At 67.4% G+C, this 23,660-nt stretch carries 22 protein-coding genes; 5 read left to right on the forward strand and 17 right to left on the reverse strand.

What is annotated here, in order from left to right:
- The first annotated feature begins 7 nt into the window (after positions 1 to 7).
- The gene (locus tag P73_RS22640; RefSeq protein ID WP_043872174.1) at positions 8 to 1,036 is read left to right on the forward strand and encodes a zinc-dependent alcohol dehydrogenase family protein; all 1,029 of its coding nucleotides are present in this window, start codon (positions 8 to 10) and stop codon (positions 1,034 to 1,036) included.
- A 21-nt stretch (positions 1,037 to 1,057) separates the two neighbouring features.
- The gene (locus tag P73_RS22645) at positions 1,058 to 2,476 is read left to right on the forward strand and encodes an aldehyde dehydrogenase family protein (protein ID WP_043872224.1); all 1,419 of its coding nucleotides are present in this window, start codon (positions 1,058 to 1,060) and stop codon (positions 2,474 to 2,476) included.
- 54 nt (positions 2,477 to 2,530) lie between these two features.
- Here the strand turns inward: P73_RS22645 and P73_RS22650 are convergent, their stop codons facing one another.
- From P73_RS22650 to rpoN, 5 genes are all read right to left on the reverse strand, one after another.
- Positions 2,531 to 3,400: an acyl-CoA thioesterase gene (locus tag P73_RS22650; RefSeq protein WP_043872175.1), complete on the reverse strand. Its 870-nt coding sequence runs from the start codon at positions 3,398 to 3,400 to the stop codon at positions 2,531 to 2,533.
- A gap of 13 nt (positions 3,401 to 3,413) precedes the next feature.
- Positions 3,414 to 4,256 carry a thioesterase family protein gene (locus P73_RS22655; protein ID WP_139267222.1) on the reverse strand — a complete coding sequence of 281 codons (843 nt, stop codon included), beginning with the start codon at positions 4,254 to 4,256 and terminating at the stop codon, positions 3,414 to 3,416.
- Positions 4,257 to 4,267: 11 nt separating this feature from the next.
- Positions 4,268 to 5,113, reverse strand: coding sequence for an SDR family oxidoreductase (locus P73_RS22660; RefSeq protein WP_052453645.1), 846 nt, complete (start codon positions 5,111 to 5,113; stop codon positions 4,268 to 4,270).
- A 28-nt stretch (positions 5,114 to 5,141) separates the two neighbouring features.
- Positions 5,142 to 5,534, reverse strand: coding sequence for a Zn-ribbon domain-containing OB-fold protein (locus tag P73_RS22665; RefSeq protein ID WP_043872177.1), 393 nt, complete (start codon positions 5,532 to 5,534; stop codon positions 5,142 to 5,144).
- 155 nt (positions 5,535 to 5,689) lie between these two features.
- Complete coding sequence (gene rpoN / locus P73_RS22670) at positions 5,690 to 7,129, reverse strand: RNA polymerase factor sigma-54 (protein ID WP_043872178.1); 1,440 nt, start codon at positions 7,127 to 7,129, stop codon at positions 5,690 to 5,692.
- Positions 7,130 to 7,467: 338 nt separating this feature from the next.
- On the opposite strand from rpoN, the gene P73_RS22675 reads away from it, so the two are divergent.
- Entirely contained in the window at positions 7,468 to 9,108 is a 1,641-nt protein-coding gene (locus P73_RS22675; protein WP_043872179.1) for a sigma-54 interaction domain-containing protein, read from the forward strand.
- Here P73_RS22675 and P73_RS22680 read toward each other — a convergent pair whose 3' ends face one another.
- The 11 genes from P73_RS22680 to P73_RS22730 all read right to left on the reverse strand — a co-directional run bounded on the left by P73_RS22680 (position 9,109) and on the right by P73_RS22730 (position 21,002).
- Complete coding sequence (locus P73_RS22680) at positions 9,109 to 10,116, reverse strand: amidohydrolase family protein (protein WP_043872180.1); 1,008 nt, start codon at positions 10,114 to 10,116, stop codon at positions 9,109 to 9,111. It lies immediately after the preceding gene.
- Between the two features lie 25 nt (positions 10,117 to 10,141).
- Positions 10,142 to 10,372: a tautomerase family protein gene (locus P73_RS22685; RefSeq protein WP_043872181.1), complete on the reverse strand. Its 231-nt coding sequence runs from the start codon at positions 10,370 to 10,372 to the stop codon at positions 10,142 to 10,144.
- A 40-nt stretch (positions 10,373 to 10,412) separates the two neighbouring features.
- The gene (locus P73_RS22690; RefSeq protein ID WP_043872226.1) at positions 10,413 to 11,873 is read right to left on the reverse strand and encodes an NAD-dependent succinate-semialdehyde dehydrogenase; all 1,461 of its coding nucleotides are present in this window, start codon (positions 11,871 to 11,873) and stop codon (positions 10,413 to 10,415) included.
- 212 nt (positions 11,874 to 12,085) lie between these two features.
- The gene (locus tag P73_RS22695; RefSeq protein ID WP_043872182.1) at positions 12,086 to 13,216 is read right to left on the reverse strand and encodes a C4-dicarboxylate TRAP transporter substrate-binding protein; all 1,131 of its coding nucleotides are present in this window, start codon (positions 13,214 to 13,216) and stop codon (positions 12,086 to 12,088) included.
- A gap of 34 nt (positions 13,217 to 13,250) precedes the next feature.
- On the reverse strand, positions 13,251 to 14,558 hold the full coding sequence (locus tag P73_RS22700) for a TRAP transporter large permease (protein WP_043872183.1): 1,308 nt from the start codon (positions 14,556 to 14,558) through the stop codon (positions 13,251 to 13,253).
- On the reverse strand, positions 14,558 to 15,109 hold the full coding sequence (locus P73_RS22705; RefSeq protein ID WP_074743439.1) for a TRAP transporter small permease: 552 nt from the start codon (positions 15,107 to 15,109) through the stop codon (positions 14,558 to 14,560). Before P73_RS22705 ends, P73_RS22700 begins: the two co-directional genes overlap by 1 nt.
- Positions 15,110 to 15,325: 216 nt before the next feature.
- Entirely contained in the window at positions 15,326 to 16,270 is a 945-nt protein-coding gene (locus tag P73_RS22710) for an ABC transporter substrate-binding protein (protein WP_043872184.1), read from the reverse strand.
- A gap of 38 nt (positions 16,271 to 16,308) precedes the next feature.
- The gene (locus P73_RS22715) at positions 16,309 to 17,316 is read right to left on the reverse strand and encodes an ABC transporter permease (RefSeq protein ID WP_043872185.1); all 1,008 of its coding nucleotides are present in this window, start codon (positions 17,314 to 17,316) and stop codon (positions 16,309 to 16,311) included.
- Positions 17,313 to 18,815: a sugar ABC transporter ATP-binding protein gene (locus P73_RS22720; RefSeq protein WP_043872186.1), complete on the reverse strand. Its 1,503-nt coding sequence runs from the start codon at positions 18,813 to 18,815 to the stop codon at positions 17,313 to 17,315. Before P73_RS22720 ends, P73_RS22715 begins: the two co-directional genes overlap by 4 nt.
- Positions 18,812 to 19,942 (reverse strand): Gfo/Idh/MocA family protein, encoded by a 1,131-nt coding sequence (locus tag P73_RS22725; RefSeq protein WP_043872187.1) that lies wholly within the window; start codon positions 19,940 to 19,942, stop codon positions 18,812 to 18,814. The genes P73_RS22720 and P73_RS22725 overlap by 4 nt, the downstream gene beginning before the upstream one ends.
- A gap of 1 nt (position 19,943) precedes the next feature.
- Complete coding sequence (locus P73_RS22730; protein ID WP_043872188.1) at positions 19,944 to 21,002, reverse strand: sugar phosphate isomerase/epimerase family protein; 1,059 nt, start codon at positions 21,000 to 21,002, stop codon at positions 19,944 to 19,946.
- Between the two features lie 119 nt (positions 21,003 to 21,121).
- Between P73_RS22730 and P73_RS22735 the strand changes: the two genes are divergently transcribed.
- Complete coding sequence (locus tag P73_RS22735; protein WP_043872189.1) at positions 21,122 to 22,141, forward strand: LacI family DNA-binding transcriptional regulator; 1,020 nt, start codon at positions 21,122 to 21,124, stop codon at positions 22,139 to 22,141.
- Between the two features lie 15 nt (positions 22,142 to 22,156).
- Here the strand turns inward: P73_RS22735 and P73_RS22740 are convergent, their stop codons facing one another.
- Positions 22,157 to 22,612: a cyclophilin-like fold protein gene (locus P73_RS22740; RefSeq protein WP_245629302.1), complete on the reverse strand. Its 456-nt coding sequence runs from the start codon at positions 22,610 to 22,612 to the stop codon at positions 22,157 to 22,159.
- A 272-nt stretch (positions 22,613 to 22,884) separates the two neighbouring features.
- Between P73_RS22740 and P73_RS25265 the strand changes: the two genes are divergently transcribed.
- Positions 22,885 to 23,645, forward strand: a protein-coding gene (locus tag P73_RS25265; protein WP_139267087.1) for an IS5 family transposase whose coding sequence is annotated in 2 segments (ribosomal slippage) — positions 22,885 to 23,209 and positions 23,209 to 23,645 — 762 coding nt in all. Because the reading frame shifts where the segments join, the coding sequence is not laid out codon by codon here.
- The last annotated feature ends 15 nt before the right edge of the window (positions 23,646 to 23,660 follow it).

A 23,660-nucleotide genomic window follows, 5' to 3' on the forward strand; every position in this document is an offset into this window, starting at 1 on the left:
CAGAGTGATGAAAGCAGTGGTTTTTCTCGGGGAGGGAGAGCTCGAGATCCGGGACTACCCCGATCCCGCCCCCGGCCCCGACGAGGTGATCGTGGAGATCCGGGCCTCCGGCATGTGCGGCACCGACCTGCACCACCTGCACGGGCCGAAACGGTCCGAGGACCAGATCGTGATCGAGGGGCACGAACCCTGCGGCGTCGTGGCCGAGATCGGCAGCGCCGTGCATCCGAACGAGGCGCGGATCGGGGACCGCGTCATGGTGCACCATTACGACGGCTGCCGGACCTGTCACGAATGCCGCTCCGGCTCGACCCAGCTCTGCACCCATTCGAAGATCGTCTACGGCGGGCTCAACGGCGACGGCTCGCATGCGCATTACATGAAGGTGCCCGCCCACACCCTCGTGCGCCTGCCCGACGAGCTGTCCTTCAAGGCGGGGGCGGCGGTCTCCTGCGGCACCGGCACGGCCTTCGGCGCGATCAAGCGCGTCGATCTGACCGGCGAGGACACGGTGGCGATCTTCGGTCAGGGGCCGGTGGGGCTGAGCTGCACGATGTTCGCGAAAGCCTTCGGCGCACGGGTGATCGCGCTCGACATCGGCGAGGAGCGCCTCGGCATGGCGAAAAAATTCGGCGCCGACTACGTCATCAACCCGCTGAAGGACGATCCGGTGGAAGCGATCCGCGATCTGACCCGCGGCGGCCACGGCGCGGACAAATCCATCGAATGCTCGGCCAACCGCGACGCGCGGCGCCAGGCGCTCGAGGCGGTGCGGCTCAACGGCACCGCCTGCATGGTGGGGGCCTATGGCGACATGCAGGTGGACGTGCACCAGATCATCCAGCTCCAGAAATCGCTGCTCGGCTCGCTGACCTTCTCGAAGAACATGCAATACGATTGCGCCGCCTTCGTGGCCGAGCGCGGTCTCGACGTGGAGACGCTGTTCACCCACGATTTCCGTCTCGAGGAGGCGCGGCGCGCCTATGATCTCTTCGACGAACGCAAGATTGGGAAAGGCGTCTTCGTCTTCGACTGACGGAGGGCCGGAAAGGACATGATGAAACAGTACGGACAGTTCTATATCGACGGCGCCTGGGTCGATCCGGTCTCCTCGCGGCCCTTCGAGCTCGTGAATCCCGCGACCGAGGAGGTCTTTGCCACCGTCGCCCTCGGCAGTCCCGAGGATGTGGACCGTGCCGTGACGGCGGCGCGCCGGGCCTTCGGGAGTTTCGGGCGCACGACGCCGGCGGAGCGTATCGAGCTCCTGGAGTCGATCATCTCGGTCTACGAGAAGCGCTCCGGCGAGCTGATGGCCGCGCTGACGGAGGAGATGGGCGCGCCCGTCTCGCTCAAGCAGCAATGCGGCGCGGGGCTCGCCTCTCTCAGGCAGGCGGTGGAGACGCTGAAGGGCTACGAGTTCGAGACCCGGCTCGGCGTGAACATCATCCAGCGCGAGCCGATCGGCGTCGCGGGTCTCATCACGCCCTGGAACTGGCCGGCGCAGCTCATCTGCAACAAGATCTCCTCGGCCTTCGCGGCGGGCTGCACCGTGGTGGTGAAGCCCTCCGAATTCACGCCGGTGGATGCGATCGTGATCGCGGAGATCCTGCACGAGGCGGGCGTGCCCGCGGGTGTGTTCAACCTCGTGAACGGCGACGGGCCGGGCGTCGGCAACGCGATCAGCAGCCATGAGGACATCGACATCGTGTCCTTCACCGGATCGACGCGGGCGGGCATCCTCGTGGCCGAGGCGGCGGCGAAGACGGTGAAGCGCGTGGCCCAGGAGCTCGGCGGCAAATCCGCGAACCTCATCCTGCCCGATGCCGACCTGCGCGCGGCGGCACATTACAACGTGTCCCGCGGTTTCTCCAACAGCGGCCAGTCCTGCCATTCCCCGACCCGCATCCTCGTCCACGAGGACCAGCTCGCCGAGCTCGAAGGCTACCTTCGCGACTATGCCGCGGAGATCCGCGTCGGCGATCCAACCGATCCGGCCACGACCCACGGTCCGGTGGTCAACCGCGCCCAGTTCGACCGGATCCAGTCCTATATCGAAACGGGCGTGAAGGAGGGCGGACGCATCATCGTCGGCGGACCCGGCCGCCCCGAGGGGCTCGAGCGCGGCTTCTTCGTGCGGCCCACGATCTTTTCCGACATCACCCGCGACATGACCATCGCGCGGGAGGAGATCTTCGGCATGGTCACCGCGATCCTCACCTACGGGACGGTGGAGGAGGCCATCGACATCGCCAATGACACGAAATACGGGCTCGGCGCCTATGTCTTCGGCGCGGACAGGGATCAGGCGCTCGACGTCTGCCGCCGGATGAAGGCGGGGCGCGTGTTCTACAACGGTGCGCCGGCCAACACGGTCGCCCCGATGGGCGGCTACAAGCAGTCCGGCAACGGCCGCGAGATGGGCGTGTTCGGGATGGAGGAATTCCTCGAGATCAAGGCGATCATCGGCTTCGACTGAGGCGAACCGGAAAGACGGCGGAAAACCGGCGGGCGCCCTGCCCTGCCGGTTTTCTCATGCGCTCATCCGCGCGCGATAGGCCGTCATGATGAACTCCGGCACCGGCACGGCGCGCCGTGCCTCCAGGTCGATGATCAGCACGAGCGAGGCCATGGTCGCCAGCACCTCGCCGCCCTGCGCGGTCTCGAGCTGGTGGCGCATGACCACGCGCTTGTCCTCGAACCGCTCGAACCAGGACACGAGCCGGACGAGCGACCCCACCGGCGCGCTCGCGTGGTATCCGAAACACAGCTCCACCATCGCCCGTCCCAGCCGGCGCGCGTAGAGATCCGCGACCACGACACCGCCATGCGCCCAGAGGTGCGGCGAGCCCTCGTTGAGATAGCCGTGCATCACATCCGCCCGGATCCGCCCCTGTGCATCGAGATCGCCGGGCCGGACGATATCGAGGCGGGAGACGACCGCCCGGCCGCCTGACAAGAGGTCCGCCCCGTCCACGACCTCCGGCGCCCCGGCCGGCAGGCCGCGCGGGCCGAGCGTCGCGAGCTCCGGCTCGCTCGCCACCGGGATCGCGGCGACGTCGAAGCCCGGTGCCTCGAAGGACACGGCGGCGAGACGGCCGCTCACGGAATGACGCATCCTGTGGATCAGCCCATAGGCGCCGACCGGCTCGGGCAGGCGCGCGGTCTCGATCACCATCGGCTCACCGCCGCGCAGCTCGCGGAAGAACCGGATATGCCGCGCATGGGTCATCGCCCCGCCGGGCGGCGCATGGGCGAGAAGGACCGCCGCCACTTCCGACGCGCGCTGGAACGCGCCGGTGTAGTAGCGGCCGTTCCAGTGCTCGTTCTCGTCCCGCTCCCAATGGAGCACATGGCCCCGGTGCGTTTCGGAAAATCCGCCTCTGTCCCCGGTGCTCGACATCCGGCCTTCTCCCCTATTGCACCGCCGCGGGCATCGCGGTGCCGAACCCGCGCGCCAGTTCTTCCGGCATCGGAACCGCCTTGCGCGTCGACAGGTCGACCATGACGATGCACTGGGCGGCGCTCGCGATCACGGTCCCCGTGGTCGCGGAATAGAGGTCGTGGCGGATCACCGCCGACTTGCCGGTCACCGCGGCGATCACCGAACGCGCGCTCAGGATCGTGCTTTCCGGACAGAAGACATGGCGCGTCGTCTTCATCTCCACCGCCATCCGGCTGATGCCTGTGCGGGCGACGAATTCGGGGGTGAAGCCGAGCGCGTTGAGCAGCCCGTGGGACGCGATGGAGACGAAATTCATCATCCCGTCGGAAGACAGGTCGCCGGTATGGTCGCGCGCCTCCGTCGGCACGGGGCCGAGAATGACGTCGCGCGCCGCCTCCCCCTCCCGGAGCGGAACGAAATCGCCGGGCGGAAGGCCCCGCGGCAGCGCATGTGTGGCGGCCCCGGCGGGAAAGGCCCCGACCTGCGGCACCGGGCCGGGCGTTCGGTCGAGCGCGGTGGCCGACAGCCTGCCGTGGCTTTCGATCAGGTGGAGAAGCGCCCCGGCCTGCGGGCCCCCGGTCAGCACGCCCGAACGCACCCGCACCGGCGCGCCGGAAAAGAGCTCCCGATGATAGCGCAGATGCCGGGTGGTCACGGAGGCCGCGCCCGGATTGGACGCGCCGCAGAGGACCGCCGCGGCTTCGGAGGCGGCCTGGGCCGCCCGCGAATAGAAGCGCACGTTCCAGTGGCCGTTATGGTCGCATTCCCACTGGTTCACCTTGGTGACATGGGTCAGCACGCCGTCCTGTTCCACCCGCTCCATCCTCACAGCGCCCTGAGGTTGCGGACCTTCGAGGGCACCATGTTGTGCTGGCGCCCGCCGTCGACCAGAAGATCGGCGCCGGAGATGAAGCTGCCCGCGGGCGAGGCGAGATAGGCCACCGCTTCGGCGATGTCCCCGATCTGGCCGAGGCGCCCGAGCGAGGTGCGCTCGATCTCCGCGGAGAAGCGTTCGGGATCGTCGGCCATGCGGTTGATCCCGCCCGTGCCGCCGATCGGACCGGGGGCGACGTTGTTCACATGGATGTTGTAGCGGCCCCATTCGACCGCCAGCGTATGCGCCATGGAAATCAGCCCCGCCTTTGCCGCCGCCGCGTTGACCGACCCCGGCCAGCTCTGCCAGGCGAAGGGGGAGACGATATTGACGATCCGCCCGCCCTGCTCGGCCTTGCTGAGCGGCTCGAAGGCCGCCTTGCAACAGGCCCAGGCGCCGTTGAGATTGATGTCGATCAACACTTTCCAGCCGTTTTCCGTCAATTCCTCGGCCGGCGTGTGGAACAGCCCCGCGGCACAGTTCACCAGGATGTCAAGCGAGCCCAGGCGCGCGACGGTCTGCGCCACCGCCGCCTCCACCGCCGCAAAGTCGCGGATGTCCGTGGGCACCGCCAGCGTCTCGATCCCCTCGGAGTCGAGCGCGGTGCGGGCGGAGTTCAGCACCTCCTCCTTGCGGCTCACGATCGCGACCTTCGCGCCGAGGAGCCCGAGCGTGCGCGCGATGCCGAAGCCGATGCCGGTGCCCCCTCCGGTGACAAAGGCCGTGCGGCCCCTGAGCATGTCCCTTGCGAATGTCTCGAACGGGCTGCGCGGGTTTTCGGGCGCTGTATCGGCCATTCCTGTCTCCTTCTCCGGCGGGTTGGTCTCAGCTGCGTTTGAACTGCGGCAGGGTGTCGCCCTGGGCGTTCGTCTCGAAGGTGACGCGCACCTCGTCGCCGATCCGCACCCCGAGCGCGTCCTCGCCCACGAGGTTGGTGATCATGCGCGGACCTTCCTCGACCCGCACGGCGGCGACCACATAGGGCACCTTGTCGCGGAACTCCGGCAGCGGCGCGCGGCGCACGACGGTGAAGCTTTCCACCCGGCCGCGCCCCGTGCTCTCGATCCACTCGGGCGTCTCCTCCCAGCAGCTCGCACAATGGAAGCGCGGCGGAAACTGCACGGTGCCGCAGGCGCCGCATTTCTGGAACATCAGGCGGCCGTCGCGCGCGCCTTCCCAATAGGCGACGGAATCGCCGTTCTCCAAGCTGCCGGTCATGTCGGTCCTCTCTCGTTGTCGCGGGATGCCGGCCCGGCCGCCTGCGCAGCCGGACGGAGGGGCGCGCAGGACACGCGGGATGCAGCCCTGCACCCTGTCCTGATGCGGATCCCGTCGCAAATCCCGTGCCACCGACCGGGGGAGGCGGCGGCGGATCAGGCGCAGACCGCCTCCGTTCCGATCGCCTGCGCGCGCTTCATCCGCTTGCGCTTCTGCGAGGTCGGGATATGCAGCATCTCGCGGTATTTGGCCACCGTCCGGCGCGCGATGTCGATGCCTTCCGCCTGGAGCGCGGCCATGATCGCGCTGTCCGACAGCACGGTGGCCGCCGTCTCCGCCTCGATCATGTGGCGGATCTTCTGGCGCACGGTCTCCGCCGACAGCTCCTCGCTGCCATCCGTCGAACCGAGCGAATTCATGAAGAAGAACTTCAGCTCGAACATGCCGCGCGGGGTCATCATGTATTTGTCCGTCGTCGCCCGGCACACGGTGGATTCATGCAGCCCCACCGCCTCCGCCACATCGCGCAGATAGAGCGGTTTCAGATGTTCGAGCCCCTGCTCGAAGAAGGCGCGCTGCCGCGTCACGATCTCGGTCGCGACCCGCAGGATCGTCTGGGCCCGCTGGTCGACATTGCGCACCAGCCAGTTCGCGTTCCTCATGCAGTCGGTGACGAAACGGGCGTCCTCCACCCCGCGGCTCGCCTGCCGGATCTCCGCGTAATATTCCCGGTCCACCAGAACCCGCGGCATCAGGCTCGTGTTCAGCTCGACGGAGATGCGCCCGTCCTCGTGCATCTCCACCTGAACGTCCGGCAGCGCCGGCAGCACCGGATCGGTGTCGAAACAACGGCCCGGACGCGGGTCGAGTTCGCGGATCTTCCGGGCCAGCTCCATCACCCCGTCCTGCGACAGGCCGCACAGCCGCGCGAGCCGCGCGATGTCGAAATTCGCGAGCAGGTCGAGATTGTCCACGAGCGTCAGCATCGCCGGATCGTCCTGCCCCCGCTCGACGAGCTGGAGCCGCAGGCATTCCGCCAGGTCGCGCGCGCCGACGCCGGTCGGCTCGAAGGTCTGGACCATGCCCAGCACCTCCGTCACCCGCGCCTCCCCGACGCCGAGGATATTCGCGATCTCCTCGGGATCGCGTCGGAAATAGCCGTCGGGATCGAGCGACTCGACGATCTCTCGGGCGATGAACTGGTCCTGCGGGTCCGCGATCGAAAGCGCCACCTGTCCGTGCAGCGCCTCGCGCAGCGTCGTGCCGACCGGGCAATATTCCTCGAGGCTGCGCTTCTCCGCGCCAAAGGCCACGCCGCCGCCGGTGCCGCTGAGATAGGACTTGCGGGCGTAGCCGTCGTTTTCCGCCTCGCGCACCGGGCGCGCCGCCTCCTCGCGCGCGGGTTCGGGCGCGGGATCCACCGTGAACTCCCGGCCGAGCGTGACCTCGATCAGCGGATTGCGCTCGGCCTGTTCCCGCAGGAAGTCGCGCAATTCGTTCTGGCCGAAGTGAAGCAGCTTGATCGACTGGATCACCTGCGAGGTGATCGAGATCGTCTGCTTCTGCTGGCTGAACAGATTTGGTCTCAGTTCCATGGTTCCTCCCCTTCGATTGCAATGCCTTTCCGGAGCGGACATCTGGCCGGCAGACGGGGCCCGGAGCGCGGGAGCGATGGGGCTCGATCCTCCTTCGAGCGTCCATAAGGCATCGGCCATTTCTGGATGATAGGCCGGCACCGCCCATCACGCAATCCTCGTGCCAAAGAGAGGAAAACGCCGCATCTGTTCCTGTTTTCCCGTGAAAATTGTATGTTGCGTTCCAATTCTCACGCAGTAGCATGACCGGGAAATGCCAAATGGCAACCAATTGGCCGCATATTCGCACAGAATCGGGAAACCGGCGCTGACTTTGCGGTCCATGTTGGGAGGACAGCATGACCAAAGAGCATGACGAGGTGATCGGCCTCAGGGGAGTCGTGATCAGCGACATCCGGGGCAAGTGTCTTGCCGCGATTGGCGTCGCCGAGGACATGCGCATCCGGGCGATCATCTCCACCCGCGAATGGCTCGAGGAGGCCGCGGCGCGCCGGGTGACCCCGATCCTGCTCAACGACGCGAAGTATATCGCCTTCGTGAGCCGGGTGGGCGAGACCTATCTCGTGCTGCTGTCCGAACCCCCGACGGAAACCGTGCTCCAGTTCGTCTCCAACGTGGAATTCGCCTTCGACATCATCGACCACATCCTGACGGACCCCTATGACGCGATGGCCATCGTGGACAAAAAGGCCAATGTCGCCTTCATCTCCCCGGTGCACGAGAAATATCTCGGCCTGCAACCGGGCGAGGCGGTGGGCAGGAACGTGCGCGACGTGATCGAGAATTCGCGCCTTCACCAGGTGGTCAAGACCGGCGTGGCCGAGGTCGGACAGGTCCACCGGATGAAGGGGCGCGACCGGATCGTGTCGCGCCATCCGATCCGCCGCGACGGCGAGATCGTCGGGGCGATCGGGCGCATCATGTTCAAGGGCCCGCAACAGGTCGAGGCGCTGGCCCGCAAGATCAACGTGCTCGAGAAGGAGATCGAGATCTACAAGGCGAAGAGCACGACGAGCTCCGCCTCCGACAAGATCCTCGACAGCATCATCGGCCAGAGCTTTGCGATCCAGTCCGTGCGCGAACAGATCCGCAAGATCGCGCCGCTCGACATCCCCGTGCTCATCCAGGGCGAGAGCGGCACGGGCAAGGAGCTCGTGGCGCAGGCGCTGCATCGCCTGAGCTCGCGCCAGGACGGCCGGCTGGTGACCGTGAACGCCGCCGCCCTGCCGGAATCCCTCGTCGAGAGCGAGCTCTTCGGCTACGAGGCCGGCTCCTTCACCGGCGCCGACCGCAAGGGCCGCGCGGGCAAGTTCGAACAGGCGGACAAGGGCACGATCTTCCTCGACGAGATCGGGGACATGCCGCTCGAGGTGCAGTCGAAGCTTTTGCGCGTGTTGCAGGACCGGATGGTCGAGCGCGTCGGCGGCGACAAGCCCAAGCGCGTGGATTTCCGGCTGTGCAGCGCGACCAACCGCGACCTTGAATCCGACGTGGACCAGGGCAAGTTCCGGCTCGACCTGTTCTACCGGATCAGCCCGGTCTGCATCTACCTGCCCTCGCTCGAGGAACGGCGGGAGGACATCCCGCTCCTGCTCAACCATTTCGTGACGGAGATCGCCGCGCAATACAATCGCGAGCGGCCGGAGGTGGACTATGACGTCGCCCAGCTCCTGATGCAGCGGAGCTGGCCCGGAAACGTGCGCCAGCTCCGCCACACCGTCGAGCGCGCGATGGTCTTCGCGGAGGGCGGCAAGCTGACGGTGGAGGATTTCCAGCGCAATTCCGCCCCCTCCTTCGAGAAACCCGCCCCGGCAAGGGGAAAGCCGGCGGCGAGCACGCTCCAGACCTCGCTCGACCAGTTCGAGACGCGGCTCATCAACGAGACGATCTCCCGCTTCCAGGGCGATCGGGCGCGGGCGGCCGAAGTGCTCGGTGTGCCCCTCGCCTATCTCGACGAAAGGCTCGAACAGGTCTCCTGATCAGGGCAGGCCGATCCGGTAGACCCGCGCCGCCGTTCCCGCGAACAGCGCGCGCTTCTCCTCCTGCGAGGCGCCCGCCACGATATGCTTGAACGCGTTCCAGAGCGGGACATAGCCGCAGGAGCGCGCGTCGGGCGGGAAATTGCTCTCCATCATGCAGCGATCCGCGCCGAAGGCTTCGATCGCCGTCTCGACGAAGGGCCGCCAGACCTCCGCGAGATCACGATAGCCCAGGGCATCCTCGCGCGCGTCGAGGCCGAAGCCCCAGATCGGCATGCCGAGCCCGCCGATCTTGCACATCACGTTCGGCCGTTTCGCGACCTCGACGAGCTTGCCGCGCCAGTCCGCGAAAAGCTCCGCCCGCGCCCCGGCATCCATCTCGAGCCCCATCGCGACGGTCATGTGGTTGACGATCAGCGTGGTGTCGGGAAAGGCGTCGGCAAGCGCCGCGATATCGGGAAGCTGAAGGTGGAATCCCGTGGCGTCATAGGTGAGCCCGCGCTGCGCGAGCTGGCGGAAGCCGTTGCGGAACTCCGGGTGGCCGAACACGCCCTCGGGCGGCCGCCCGGTGAAGAAATAGCGGAACGGCAGGTTGCTCGGATGTTCCATCGTGATCTGGCGGATGCCGCGGAAGCGGTCCGGCGCGGCCGCCATCGCCCGGTCGAGCAGCCAGCCGATCCCGTCGCCCTGCCGCAGGTCCGCATAGCCGACGATCGCCGCGCAGAGCCGCACATCGCCATAAGCCCCGCTGGCGCAGATCGCCCCGACCCCGTTGGCGAATTCGATCTCGCCCAGCGGTTTCAGGATCTCCGGCCCCCCGGCGCGGTGAAAGGCCGAGGCCTCGACATAGACCGAGGCGACGACATTGTGCCCGGCGCGCACATCCTCGAGATAGTCCTCGAGCATGTAGCGCAGCGCCGGCTTGTCGAAGAGGTGGTGATGCGCGTCGATGATCGGGAGATCCGGCTCCAGGATCGGTTCGTCCCTGCCCTCCAGTCTTTTGCTCATCCGTCTGCTCGTCCTTCCGGTTTGGTCAGGTCGGGTCGTACCCCGGTTCCTTGAAGATGGTCTCGGGGCGGTTGACGATCTCGGGGACATAGACCGCGTCCTTCCAGTCGCGGCCGGGGACGTCCTCGATCGCCACGGAGACGGAGCTTTCGGCGGCGCCGAGCACCTCCGTCACCGTGCGGGTGATCGCCTCCGCGAGCCTGCGCTTGAGCGCGTCGTCGCGCCCCGGCATCATCTTGACATTGACATGGGGCATGATCCGCCTCCTCCTTTGCCTCTGCGCCGCCCGCGCGGGATCAGACCCGTGCCGCGCGCCGCATGATCGTCTTGGAGATCGTGTAGCTGTCGAGCGATTCCATCCCGCCCTCGCGGCCGATCCCGCTTTCCTTGTAGCCGCCGAAGGGTGCGTCCGCGCCGGGGCTGCCGAAATTGTTCACCGCGACAGAGCCGCATTCAAGCGCCGCGGCGAGCCGGTCGGCCTCCGCGAAATCGTTGGTGAAGATATAGCCGGCGAGCCCCACCTCGAGCGAATTGGCGATGGAGAGCGCCGCATCCATGTCCGCGACCGGCACACAGGCCGCCAGCGGGCCGAAGGGCTCGACATGCATCGCATCGGCCTCGAGCGGCACGTCGGCAAGCACGGTAGGCGCATAGAAATGCCCCTTGTTGCCGACCCGCTTGCCGCCCGCCGCGATCCGCGCGCCGCGGTCGCGCGCATCCTCGACCAGCGCCGAGATCGCCTCGACCCGGCGCCCGTTGGCGAGCGGCCCCATGTCGATCCCCTCCGCGAAACCGTCGCCCTGCCGGAGCGCGTCGGCGCCGCGCGCGAATTCGGTCACGAAGGGTTCGTAGACGTCCCGATGCACGAGGAACCGCGAGGGCGAGACGCAGAGCTGCCCGGCCATGCGGAACTTTGCCGCCGAGGCCATCGCCGCCACCCCCGCCGGATCCACATCCGGGCCGATCAGCACCGGCGCATGACCGCCGAGCTCCATCAGCACGGGTTTCATCCCGCGCGCGGCGAGCCCGGTCAGCGTCTTGCCCACCCCGACCGAGCCGGTCAGCGTGATCATGCGGATCACCGGCGAGAGGATCAGCGTTTCCGACACCTGCGCGGGATCGCCGAACACGACCTGGAGCACGCCTTCGGGAAGCCCCGCGTCGATGAAGCATCGGGCGAAGAGACAGGCCGTCGCCGGCGTCTCCTCTGCGGGCTTGATGATCACCGAACAGCCGGCGGCAAGCGAGCCGCTGATCTTGCGCGAGGGCGCGGAGAGCGGCACGTTCCACGGGGTGAAGGCGGCGACCGGCCCGATCGGCTCGCGCACGACGAGCTGGTCGAGCGGTCCGTCGGTATGCACGATCCGCCCGTAGCTGCGCTGGAGCTGTTCGGCATCCCATTCGAGGAAGGTGGAGGACCGCCGCACCTCGTTGCGCGCATCGGGCAGCGTCTTTCCCTGTTCGAGCGTGATCACCGTCGCGATCTCCTCGATCCGTTCGTGCATCAGCGCGGCGGTGCGGCGCAGGAGCGCGGCGCGCTCGGCCATCGGCACCCTGCGCCAGGTCTCGAACCCCTTCCGCGCCGCGGTGAGCGCGCGCGCGAGATCCTCGGGCGTCGCCCCCGGCACCGGACCGAGGAGGCTCTCGTCGCTCGGATTCTCGACGTGGTGGCAGGCGGGGCGGTCGTAAATCCACGTCCCGTCGATCAGCAGGCCCACCTGCGGGTAACTTTGGCGTCGTTCGGTGTCCTGGGTCATCTTGTCGTCCTGGTTTGTGAGTGTCTGCCGGGGCCGCAGATCCGCCGCGCCGAGCCCGCCCTCCCCGGCCGGCATCGGGTGCCGGGGTCGTGACGCGTCCGGCGGCATGCGGCCCATGCGACCGTCCCAGCAATCCGTGTGCCACGGCTGCCGTCCGTCCCGGAAAACTTCGGGCGCGCGCCCGCGCACACAGGCGCGCGCCCCGGCCGGCATCACTCCATCCCGTAGGTTTCCACGTCGACCTTGTCGAAGATCTCCCGGTCGAGCAGCGCCGTGACCGCGTCCAGATCACTCGTGTCCACCTCGGCCAGAAGGCCCTTCCACTTGTCGATGAGCGCCGTGACATTGGCGATCATCTCCGTCGGATCCTCGACCCCGCGCTTGTCCATCGAGCTTTGCGGCAGGTCTTCGAGGAAACGCGCCTTGAAGTCGTTGAGCTGCTCCATGCCCGTCTCCTCCGGCTCGTTGAGCGCCACGCCGGCCTCGCGCGCGGCCTCGATCGCCGCCTCGATGTCGGCGGCCCAGTCGATCATGCTGCGCGCGGTCGCCCGCGACAGCGCGTTAAGCAGGATGCGCCGCTCCTCGGGCGTGCGGTCCTGCCAGAAGTCCTTGTTGAAATAATAGCCCCCGTTCGCATTCGACCCGAAGGGCATCAGGTAGACCGATTTCGCCACCTCGTTGAGCTTGAAGAAATCGGTCAGGAACAGCGGCGTCCCCATCGCGCAGTCGAGCGAACCGCGCTGGATGCCGGTGTAGATCTCCGTCCCCGGCACGGAAACGGACACCCCGCCGATCTCCTCGGTGAAGGCGATCTGCGCGCTCGAGGAGGTGCGGATCTTGCGCCCCTGGAAATCGTCGATCGAATCCGCCTCGAACCCGCAGATCAGGTTGTAGATCCCGATGGTGAAGCCGGTGGCGAAGACGATGTTCTTGTCGTCGAGCTCGCCGCGCAGCATCGGATCGAAGAAATTCGCCTCCGTCGCGGCGAAGGCAAGCGCGAGCTGGTCGTCGGCCATGAAGGACAGGTCGGCGAGGATGTTGTTGATCGGCATGTCCGAGGGAATGTAGGCGGCGGTGATGTTGGCGAGCTGGGCCACCCCGCTCTCGAGCCCCGGAAGCGTGCCATCCGGCGGCAGCAGCGAGCCGCCGGAATAGACCTCGAATTCCATCTCGCCGCCCGATGCCTCCGCGACCAGTTCGGCCACGTCGTTCAGAAAGCGGGTGTTGGGCGAATTCGCCGCGTTCCAGGTCGCGGCGCGAAAGGTTTCGGCGCTCGCGCCGCCGGACGCCGCCGCGGCAAGGCCGAGCCCCAGCAGCAGGGGTTTGAAGACGGGTTTGCTCATCGTGTTTCCTCCTCTTGATGAACAGACATCCCGCTCAGAGCATCACGCTCGGCAGGAACAGGGTGATGGCGGGAAAGGCGATCAGCAGGACCAGGGTGAGCACGTCCATCCCGATGAACCAGAACGCGCCCCTGAAGATCTCCGACAGCGACACGGAAGAGCCGAGCGCGCTCCGGATCACATAGACGTTCATGCCGACCGGCGGCGTGATCAGCCCGATTTCCAGCAGCTTGATCATGATGATCCCGAACCAGACCATGTCGACGCCCATGCCCTGAAGCACCGGCTGGATGATCGGGATGGTCAGCAGCATCAGCGAGATCCCCTCGATGAACATGCCGAGCACGACGAACAGCACGGCGATCATGCCGATCACCGCGATCGGGGAGTCCACCGCGCCGAGCATCCGGTCGGCCAGCGCCATCGGCACGCTCGTCAGCCCCATGAAGACCGAGAACATCGTCGCGCCGATCGCGATGATGAACACGGTACAGGTGCCCTCCGCCGTCTCGATCAGCGCCTCCCGGATCGAGGCGCGCGTGAGCGAGCCGCGGAACAGCGCGATCAGCACGGCAAGCCCCGCGCCGATGGCACCCGCTTCCGTCGGGGAGAAGATCCCCGCGAACATGCCGCCGAGCACGCCGAGGATCAGCGCCGGCAGGGGCCAGATGTCGCGGACCGCCGCCCAGATATCCTCGCGCGAATGGCCGTGTTCATGCACCGGCGCAAGCGTCGGGTCGAGCCGCGCGCGGATCGTGATCATACCGATGTAGATCAGCGCGGACAGCAGGCCCGGCACCACCCCGCCGACGAAGAGCGCGCCGATGGAAGTCTCGGTGAAGATGCCGAAGAGGATCATCAGCACGCTCGGCGGGATCAGCGAGCCGAGCGTGCCCGAGGCCGCCACCGCGCCGGTCGCGAGCGAGGGCCTGTAATTCGAGGCGAGCATTTCCGGCACCGCGATGCGCGAGAAGGCCGCCGAGGTCGCGACGCTCGACCCCGAGGCGGAGGCGAAGAGCGCGGAGGCCACGACCGTGGCGGAGGCAAGCCCCCCCGGCACCCGCCCGAGGAAGATCCGCGCGCTGGCGAAAAGCCCCTTCGTCAGCCCGGTCTGCGCCGCGATATAGCCCATGAGCAGGAACATCGGCACGGCGCTGAGGCTCCATTGCGCGATGAATTTCTGCGGGATCGCCGTGAGGATGCCCCAGGCGGCGTCCATGCTGGTCAGCGCCCCGATCCCGAGGAAGGCGACGATGCCGAGCACCACGCCGACCTGCATCCGCATCGCGATGAGGATGAGGGCGGCGGCGATCCCGACCAGTCCGATTTCGATCCGGTCCATCAGCGCACCTCCCCTGCGTCGGCCTGTGCCTCGACCGGCCCGCCGTATTCCACGACATCCTCCCAGTCGTCGCGCAGGAGCACCTGCACGATCCGCAACAGGCTCACCAGCGCCGCGATGCCGAAACCGGCGGGCAGGAAGAAGCTCGCGGGCCAGACGATCACGACGATCTGCCCGTCCACGTATTCGCCCTTCGCCATCGCCCGCATCGCATCCGCCCAGGATTGCCAGGCGAGGATCGAAAAGAAGCAGAGCTGCCCGAGATAGGCCACGAGGACCATCAGCCGCCGCATCGCCGTGCCGAACATGCCGTAGAACAGGTCCACCGCCACGCCGCTGTTGCGCAGTTCCACGAGCGGCAGGGGCAGGAAGACGGCGGCCACCATGTAATAGCGCGCCACCACCTCGGCGGTGCCGGGGATCGGATCGTTGAAGAAATATTTCAGGACGACGTCGGCAAAGACGTGGATCATCATCGCCAGAAGGCTCAGCCCGGCGAGCGCGATCAGCAGATACGCGCAATATTTCAGCGCATGCTCAACAGCTTTCATGTTTCCTCCCTCGGCCGGGTGTTCCTCCTCACCGACCGTCGCCCCTCTCCTAGCAGTCCTCATGCCAGAACCGGCGCGCGCCGCGATTTTTCGCGCCGATCCGGGCCGCGGCCGCACACGCGGCCCCACAAAGCGCAACGGCCGCAGGTCTCCCCGCGGCCGCGCCGGAGGCGGGTGCCTGCGCTGCGCGGCCCGCCGGTCTTTCGTTCGCCCGCCTCAGTAGGGGCTGTCCTCGAAATAGAAGGCCTCGGCATTCTCCGGGGTGATCAGTTCGGAGGCGATGATGAAGTCCCCCGTCATCGGCGCGCTGGAGACGAGGCCGAGCGCGGTCATCTCGATCGCGGTGGAGATCATCGCCGGCGGATAGGTCACGTTCACCGGCACGGTCTCGTCGTTGTTGCGGATGCGGTCGACCATCTCCTTCATCCCGGCGCCGCCGACGACGACCATCTCGCCCTCGCGGCCCGCCTGTTCGATGGCCGCGAGCGCGCCGACGGCCTGGTCGTCATCCGCCGCCCAGACCGCGTCGATCTCCGGGAAGCGCGACAGGTAGTCCTGCATCAGGGTAAAGGCATTGTCGCGGTTCCAGTTGGCGTGATCCATCGCCAGCACTTCGATCCCGGAGCCTTCGAGCGCGGCATTGAACCCCTCCACCCGCTCGTTGTCCACGGTCGAGGGGATGCCGCGCATCACCACGACCTTTGCGCCCTCCTCGAGCGTGTCGGCGAAATACCGGCCTGCCGTGCTGCCGAAGCTCGCGTTGTCGCCCGCCACATAGAGATCCTCGATCCCCTCCTGGGCAAGCCCGCGGTCGACCACCGTCACCCAGACGCCGCTGTCCGCGATCCGCTTGATCGGGCCGGTGAGCGGTTCGGATTCGAACGGCAGCACCACGAGCGCGTCGATGTTGCGGGTCGCGACCATGTCCTCGAGGTCGGAAACCTGCGCCGCCGGATCCGAGGTCGTGGTGAGCACGAAATCGAGATCGGGATAGGCCTCCTCGAGCCGGTCGACGGTCTGTTCGGCGTGGAAGTTCAGCGCGCCCGCCCAGCCATGGGTGGCCGCCGGGATGGAGATCCCGATGGTTTCCGCCGAGGCGGCGGCGACGAGCGTTCCCGCGAACGCACCCGCCAGTGCAGTGGTCGTGAAGATCTTCGTCATGGTGTCCTCCCTTTTGACGATGTCCCTTGAAAACAGGCTTACCGCTCCGCGCCGCGGCTGCGTTGCAGCACCACGGCGAGGATGATCACGACGCCCTGGATCGCGCCGTTGAGATAGGGGCTCACGAAATCCGTGAGGTTGAGGATATTGCCGATCAGGCTCAGGATCAGCACCCCGACCACCGTGCCCCAGACGCGGCCGAACCCGCCCTTGAGCAGCGTGCCGCCGATGATCACCGCCGCAATCGCCTCGAGCTCCCACAACAGCCCCGTGGCCGAGGAGGCCGAGCCGAGCCGCGGCACGTACATCACCACGGCAAAGCCGACGAGCAGCCCGAGCAGCGCATAGGTCGCAAGCCGCACCCGGATCACCGAAACGGCGGAGAAGCGGGCGACCTTTTCATTCGAGCCGATGGCCGCGCAATGCCGTCCGAAGGCGGTGTGGCGCATCACCACCTCCCCGATCAGGGCGACGACGAAAAAGGCGATGATCGGCCAGCTCACCCCGAAGAGGCCGCCGTAATAGACCGGGCGATAGAGTTCGCGCATCTCGAACCCGAGGCTGAGCGTCCCGCCATCCGCGAGCCATGTGATGAGCGAGCGATAGATGCCCATCGTGCCGAGCGTGACGATGAAGGCCTCGATCCCCACCTTCGTGATCAGCACACCGTTGATCAGCCCCGCCACGAGCCCCGCGAGCAGCGCGACCGCGATCCCGATCAGGATCACCGGCAGGCTCACGCCCAGACGGTCGGTCAGCACGTTCATGGTGAGGATCATCAGCCCGGCGATGAAGGCCGCCATCGACCCTACCGAGAGGTCGAGCCCGCCCGCCGTGATGACGAATGTCATGCCCACGGCGATGATGCCGATAAAGGCCGAGCGCGCGAGCACATTGGTGATGTTCGCATAGCTCAGGAAATTCGGATTGAGCGCCATACCGATGAGGATCAGCGCGATCAGCGCCACGATGGGCCCGATCACCTTGAGATCCACACGCCTGCGCGGCGTCCTGCGCGCAGTCTTTTCCGTCACGGCGGATGTCATGCCGCGTCCTCCCCGCTCGTCGCCAGCCCCATCGCGAGACGGACGATCATTCCTTCGTTGACCTCGTCGCCCTCGACCTCTCCGACGACGCGCCCGGCATGCATCACCAGCGCGCGCGACACGAGGCCGATCAGCTCCGGCATTTCGGAGGAGATGACGACGATCGACCGCCCCTCCGCCGCCAGCCCGGCGATCAGGTCGTAGATCTGCTGTTTCGTGCCGATGTCGATGCCGCGCGTCGGCTCGTCGATCAGGATCACCTGCGGATCGCTCAGCAGCGTCTTGGCGAGCAAGAGCTTCTGCTGGTTGCCGCCCGACAGGTTGCCCACCGGCATCTCGCGCGAGGGCGCGCGGATCGCGAAATCGGCAATCGCCCGGTCGAGCGCCGCCTCTTCCGCCTTGCGGTCGATGAGCACCCGCCCGAACCGCTCGAGCAGCGGCAGGGTCAGGTTCTCCCGCAGCCCCTTGTCGAGCAAGAGCCCCGCACCCTTCCGGTCCTCGGTGAGATAGACGAGCCCCGCCGCCATCGCCGCGCGCACATCGCCGGGCGGCAGCTCCCGGCCGTTCACCCGCACGCTGCCGCTGCGCCGGCGCAGCCCCGCGATGGCCTCGGCAAGCTCGGTGCGCCCCGATCCGACCAGCCCGCCGATGCCGAGGATCTCCCCCCGGCGCAGCGTGAGGCCGGCCCCCTCGACGACGCCCGGCACGGAAAGATCCGCGACCTCGAGCACGACCTCGGGCTGCGGCACGGCCTTCGCGGGATAGAGATCGGAAAGCTCGCGCCCGACCATCGCCGCCGCCATCTCGTCCTCGGTGATGTCGGACACCGGCGCGGACCTGACCATGGTCCCGTCGCGCAGCACCGTCACCCGGTCGCAGATCCGCTTCACCTCCGACAGCTTGTGCGAGGTGTAGAGGATCGCGACGCCCTCCTCGCGCAGCCGGCGGATCTGGCGGAACAGGATCTCGCATTCGCGCTCGGTCAGCACCGCGGTCGGCTCGTCCATGATCAGCACCCGCAGATCGCGCGAAAGCGCCTTTGCGATCTCGACCATCTGCTTGTTGGGCACCGAAAGATCGGACACCTGCGTCGCCGGATCCACCCGGCATTCGAGCCGCGCGAGCAACTCCTCCGTGCGCGCCCGCATCGCCCCGTGATCGAGGCGCCAGCCCTTTTTCAGCTCCCGCCCGAGGAACACGTTCTGATCCACCGTAAGGTGTTCGGCGAGGTTGAATTCCTGATGGATCATCACGATCCCGCGCGCCTCCGCGTCTTTCGAGGAGGCAAAGCGGACCGCCTGCCCCCCGGCGCGCACCTCCCCCGTCGTCGGGTCGAGATAGCCGGCGAGGATGTTCATCGTCGTGGACTTGCCCGCCCCGTTCTCCCCGATCAGCGCATGGACCTCGCCGGGACGGAGCGCGAAATCGACGCCGTGCAGCACCTCGACCGGACCGAAGGACCGCGACACGTCGACAAGTTCGAGGATCGGCGCGCTCATGGCAGGATCTCCACCCAGCCGCTCTCCGCCGCGTTCGAGCGGATGCAGGCGTCGATGAAACGCAGCCCCTCGATCCCGTCCGCGATCCCCGGCAGGAGCGTCTCGATCCGTTCGCCCGCCTGCGCGGCCCGGATCGCGTCCGCGGCCTCGCTGTAGATATTGGCGAACCCTTCGAGATAGCCCTCGGGATGGCCCGCCGGAACCCGGCTGCCCGCCATCGTCCCCTCCGGCCCGCCGCGGCGCAGCTTCCGCGCGGGCTCGCCCAGCGGCGTGAACCAGAGCGTTTCCGGCGTCTCATGCGACCAGGCGAGCCCGCCCGTCTCGCCATAGACCCGCAGCTTCAGCCCGTTCTCCGTCCCCGGCGCGACCTGCGAACACCACAACGCCCCCTTCGCGCCCGAGGCGTAGCGCAGCATCACCTGCGCATTGTCGTCGAGCCGCCGGCCGGGCACGAAGCTCGTGAGATCGGCGGCGAGCCGCGTCGGGCATTCGCCCGTGACGAAACGCGCGAGCTGGAACGCATGGGTGCCGATATCCCCGATGGCGCCCCCTGCCCCGGCCCGCGCCGGATCGGTGCGCCAGGCGGCCTGCTTGCTCTCCACCGGGGCGGCGAGCCAGTCCTGCGCATATTCGACCTGCACCAGCCGCAGCGGACCGAGCGCGCCCTGCGCCACGAGATCGCGCGCCAGGCGGATCTGCGGATAGGCGGAATAATTGTGCGTCAGCACAAAAAGCGCGTCCGACGCCGCGACGATCCGCGCAAGCTCCAGCGCCTCCTCGAGCGTCGCGGTCATCGGCTTGTCGCAGATGACATGGATGCCGCGTTCGAGAAACGCCTTCGCCGCCGCGAAATGCAGGTGGTTCGGGGTGCAGACCGACACCGCCTCGATCCCGTCCTCGCGGCCGGCCTCCGCACGCGCCATCTCCCGGAAATCGGCATAGCTGCGCTCCGGCGCGAGACCGATCTCCGCCGCGCTCCGCGCCGCCGTCTCCGGTGTCGAGGACAACGCACCCGCGACAAGATCGAAACGGTTGTCGAGCCGCGCCGCGATCCGGTGCACACCGCCGATCATCGCGCCGAGACCGCCGCCGACCATCCCGAGGCGAATGGGCCTGTGCCGTTCCATCTCAGCCCTCCAGCCCGAGCATCTTGCGATTGGCCGCCGCATCCGTGCCGGAGGCCGCGAAATCGTCGAAGGCATGATCGGTCACGCGGATGATATGGTCGCGCACGAATTGCGCGCCTTCGCGGGCGCCGTCCTCGGGGTGCTTCAGCGCGCATTCCCATTCCACGACCGCCCAGCCGTCGAACTCCATCGCCGTGAGCTTCGCAAAGATCGCCTTGAAATCCACCTGCCCGTCGCCGGGACTGCGGAACCGGCCCGCGCGCTCGACCCAGCCCTGGTAGCCGCCATAGACGCCCTGCCGCCCGGTCGGGTTGAACTCCGCGTCCTTGACATGGAACATGCCGATCCGCTCGGCGTAGATGTCGAGATTGTCGAGGTAATCGAGCTGTTGCAGCACGTAATGCGACGGATCGTAGAGCATCATCGCGGACGGGTGCTGATCGACGCGGTCGAGGAACATCTCGAAACTGACCCCGTCATGCAGATCCTCGCCGGGATGGATCTCGAAACAGATCTTCACCCCCTTGTCGGCGGCATGGTCGAGCAGCGGGCGCCAGCGCGCCGCCAGCTCGTCGAAGGCCGCCTCGATCAGCCCCGCCGGGCGCTGCGGCCAGGGATAGACATAGGGCCACGCGAGCGCGCCGGAAAAAGCCGCCATGCGGTCGAGCCCGAGCCGGGCGGAGGCGTCGATGGTCTTCTTCACCTGATCGACCGCCCAGTCCTGCCGCGCCTTCGGATTGCCGCGCACCGCTTCGGGCGCGAAACCGTCGAAGGCGATGTCATAGGCGGGATGGACCGCGACGAGCTGGCCCTGGACATGGGCCGACAGCTCGGTGATCTCCACCCCGTGCGCCGCGGCGCGGGATCTGATCTCGTCGCAATATTCCGCCGAGGCGGCGGCGCGGTCGAGGTCGATGAGCGACGCCTCGCCGCTCGGCACCTGCACGCCCTCGTATCCGCAGCCCGCGGCCCATTCCACGATCGCATCGAAACTGTCGAACGGCGGCTCCGCGCCGACGAACTGCGCCAGGAACAGACCCGGCCCTTTCAGTGTTCGCATCTCTCCTCCCGCCGATTCTGCATATGTAATCGGTTACATAAACCGTTACACACAATGAAATGGTTTTCAACAGCCGCAATCGCATCTAGGTTTCACGAAGCCCAGGAAAAGGACCGCCGGTGAGAGATCCCGTCAAACCGCCACGCATCCACGATGTCGCAAAGCTCGCCGGCGTCTCCGTCGCGACGGTGAGCCGGGTGCTGTCGAACCCCGCCATCGTCTCCGAAACCACCCGGATCGCGGTGGAAAAGGCCGTGGCCGAAACCGGCTATCGCGTCAATCTCACCGCCCGCAACCTGCGCCAGCAACAGGTGGGCGCGGTGCTCGCCCTCGTGCCGAATCTCGCCAACCCGTTCTTCTCCGAAATCCTGTCGGGGATCTCGCGCGTGCTGCGCGAGGAGGGGATGAACCTTCTCGTGCTCGACACCCGCGCCCATGACGGGCAACCCGACATGAAGGCGGTGCAGCCCTATCTCACGCGCTCCCATGCCGACGGGGTGCTCGTGCTCGACGGCGGTCTCGACCCGGAGCCGTTCCGCGCCCCCTCCTGCCCGCCGGTGCTCCAGGCCTGCGAATGGATCGAAGGGCTCGGGGCACCGCGCGTCTTTGCCGACAACGAGGCCGGGGCGCGGCTCGCCATCGACCATCTCGCGGGGCTCGGCCACCGCCGGATCGCGCATCTGACCGGACCTGCGGAAAACTGCCTGACCGTCGCCCGCGCGCAGGGCGTCGCCAGCGGGATCGCGGCGGCAGGGCTCCCCTCCCCGGCGCGGTTCGAGGGCGATTTCAAGCTGCGCTCGGGCGCGCAGGCGGCACAGGCCTTCCTCGCCATGGCCGACCGCCCCACCGCCATCTTCTGCGACAATGACGAGATGGCGCTCGGCCTGCTGCACGGCCTCGTGCGCGGCGGGCTGCGCGTGCCGGAGGATATTTCCGTGGTCGGCTTCGACAATCTGGAGATGTCCGCCTATGCCCTGCCGCCGCTGACCACGATCCGCCAGCGCCGCGCGCGGATCGGCAACCGCGCGGCGGAGCTCCTGCTGAAACGCCGCCGCGAAAGCCTCGGCGACGGCTATACCGAGGTGATGCCCGTCGAGCTCATCCTGCGCGAAAGCACGGCGCCCCCCGCACAGGGCTGAGGCCGCCGCGCCCCGTCAGTCCGCCCTCTCGATCCGCACCGGCAGCTCGCCCCCGGTCAGAAGCGCGTCGATCGGCCCGTCGAATGCGCCGAGGCGCACGAGCCCGTGCGAGTCGCTGAACGGCTTGTAGAAGATCGCGAGATTGCCCCAGGGCGCATAAAGCGTGATGTCCCCGGTCTCCGGCTTGTAGCTCGCCGGCGCCCCGGTCGTGTCGAGCGCGCGCGGCAGGTCCGCGATCTTCTCGATCCCGTGATAGTCGCTGAGCGTGAGCTCGAGCGGCAGGAGCGCGGCGAAATCGCGCCCCGCCGGCGTGTCGTCGAGCGTGGCGGGCAGGACGGTGTCGCCCACGATCACTTCGATTGCGGTCATCTCGGTGCCTTTCGTCTCGGGGTCCGCGGCCTCTGCGCCCCCCGCGAGCAGGCAGGCGATCAGCATGGCGGTCCCGGTGCGGTTCCTGCGGATCTCGGTCATCTGGCGGGCCCCTGTTTCGGTCTGTCCCCAATCTAGGGCGGAACGCCGCGCGGATCATGTCCCGCGCGCCACTTGCACTCATGAAACAGGCTCATGAAATCGCGATCCATGCGGGCGGCCATGCGGGAGGAGCCGGCGGAAGAGGTCTCATGAAACGCCTTCATGAGTGCCATCGGCCTGCGGGACATGATCCCCGCGCTGCCGGGCCCTAGGCTCAGGACCCATTGATTTGTCGGGCTTGTCGTGATTCACGGCTCCGCAAGGAGGCCGATATGACGAGCAACTTGTTCTGGTTGACGGAGGCGCAGATGGAGCGCCTTCGGCCCTTCTTCCCAAAGAGCCATGGGCGCCCTCGCGTTGATGATCGTCGTGTCCTGAGCGGCATTATCTTCATCAATCGCAACGGCTTGAGGTGGTGTGACGCGCCTTCGGAGTATGGGCCTCCAAAGACGCTCTACAACCGCTGGAAGCGATGGAGCGAGCTCGGTGTCTTTGCCAGGATCTTCGAGGGGCTGGCCGCGGAGGCCCCTGAGCCCGAGACCATCATGATCGATGCAACCTACCTGAAGGCGCATCGCACGGCATCCAGCCTGCGAGCAAAAAAGGGGGGCGCGGACGCCTCATCGGCCGAACGAAAGGCGGAATGAACACAAAGCTCCACGCGGTCACTGACGGCGAGGGCCGCCCCCTGCGCTTCTTCATGTCCGCGGGCCAAGTGAGCGACTATACCGGCGCACGGGCGATGCTGCGCGATCTCCCACCTGCGAAGTGGTTTCTCGGCGATCGCGGCTATGATGCCGATTGGCTCAGAGAAAGTCTGCAAGACAAGGGCTTGCGGGTCTGCATCCCGGGCCGAAAGGGACGGAAGACACCAGTCCGATACGATCGGCGACGCTACAAGCGCCGCAACCGGATCGAGATCATGTTCGGCAGACTGAAGGACTGGAGGCGCGTTGCAACCCGCTACGACAGGTGCCCGAAGGTTTTTCTCTCAGCCATCGCCCTCGCCGCAACCGTCCTTTTCTGGCTATGAGATGCTGTAACGGGG

The sequence above is a fragment of the Celeribacter indicus genome, from assembly GCF_000819565.1.
GTDB classification, from domain to species: domain Bacteria; phylum Pseudomonadota; class Alphaproteobacteria; order Rhodobacterales; family Rhodobacteraceae; genus Celeribacter; species Celeribacter indicus.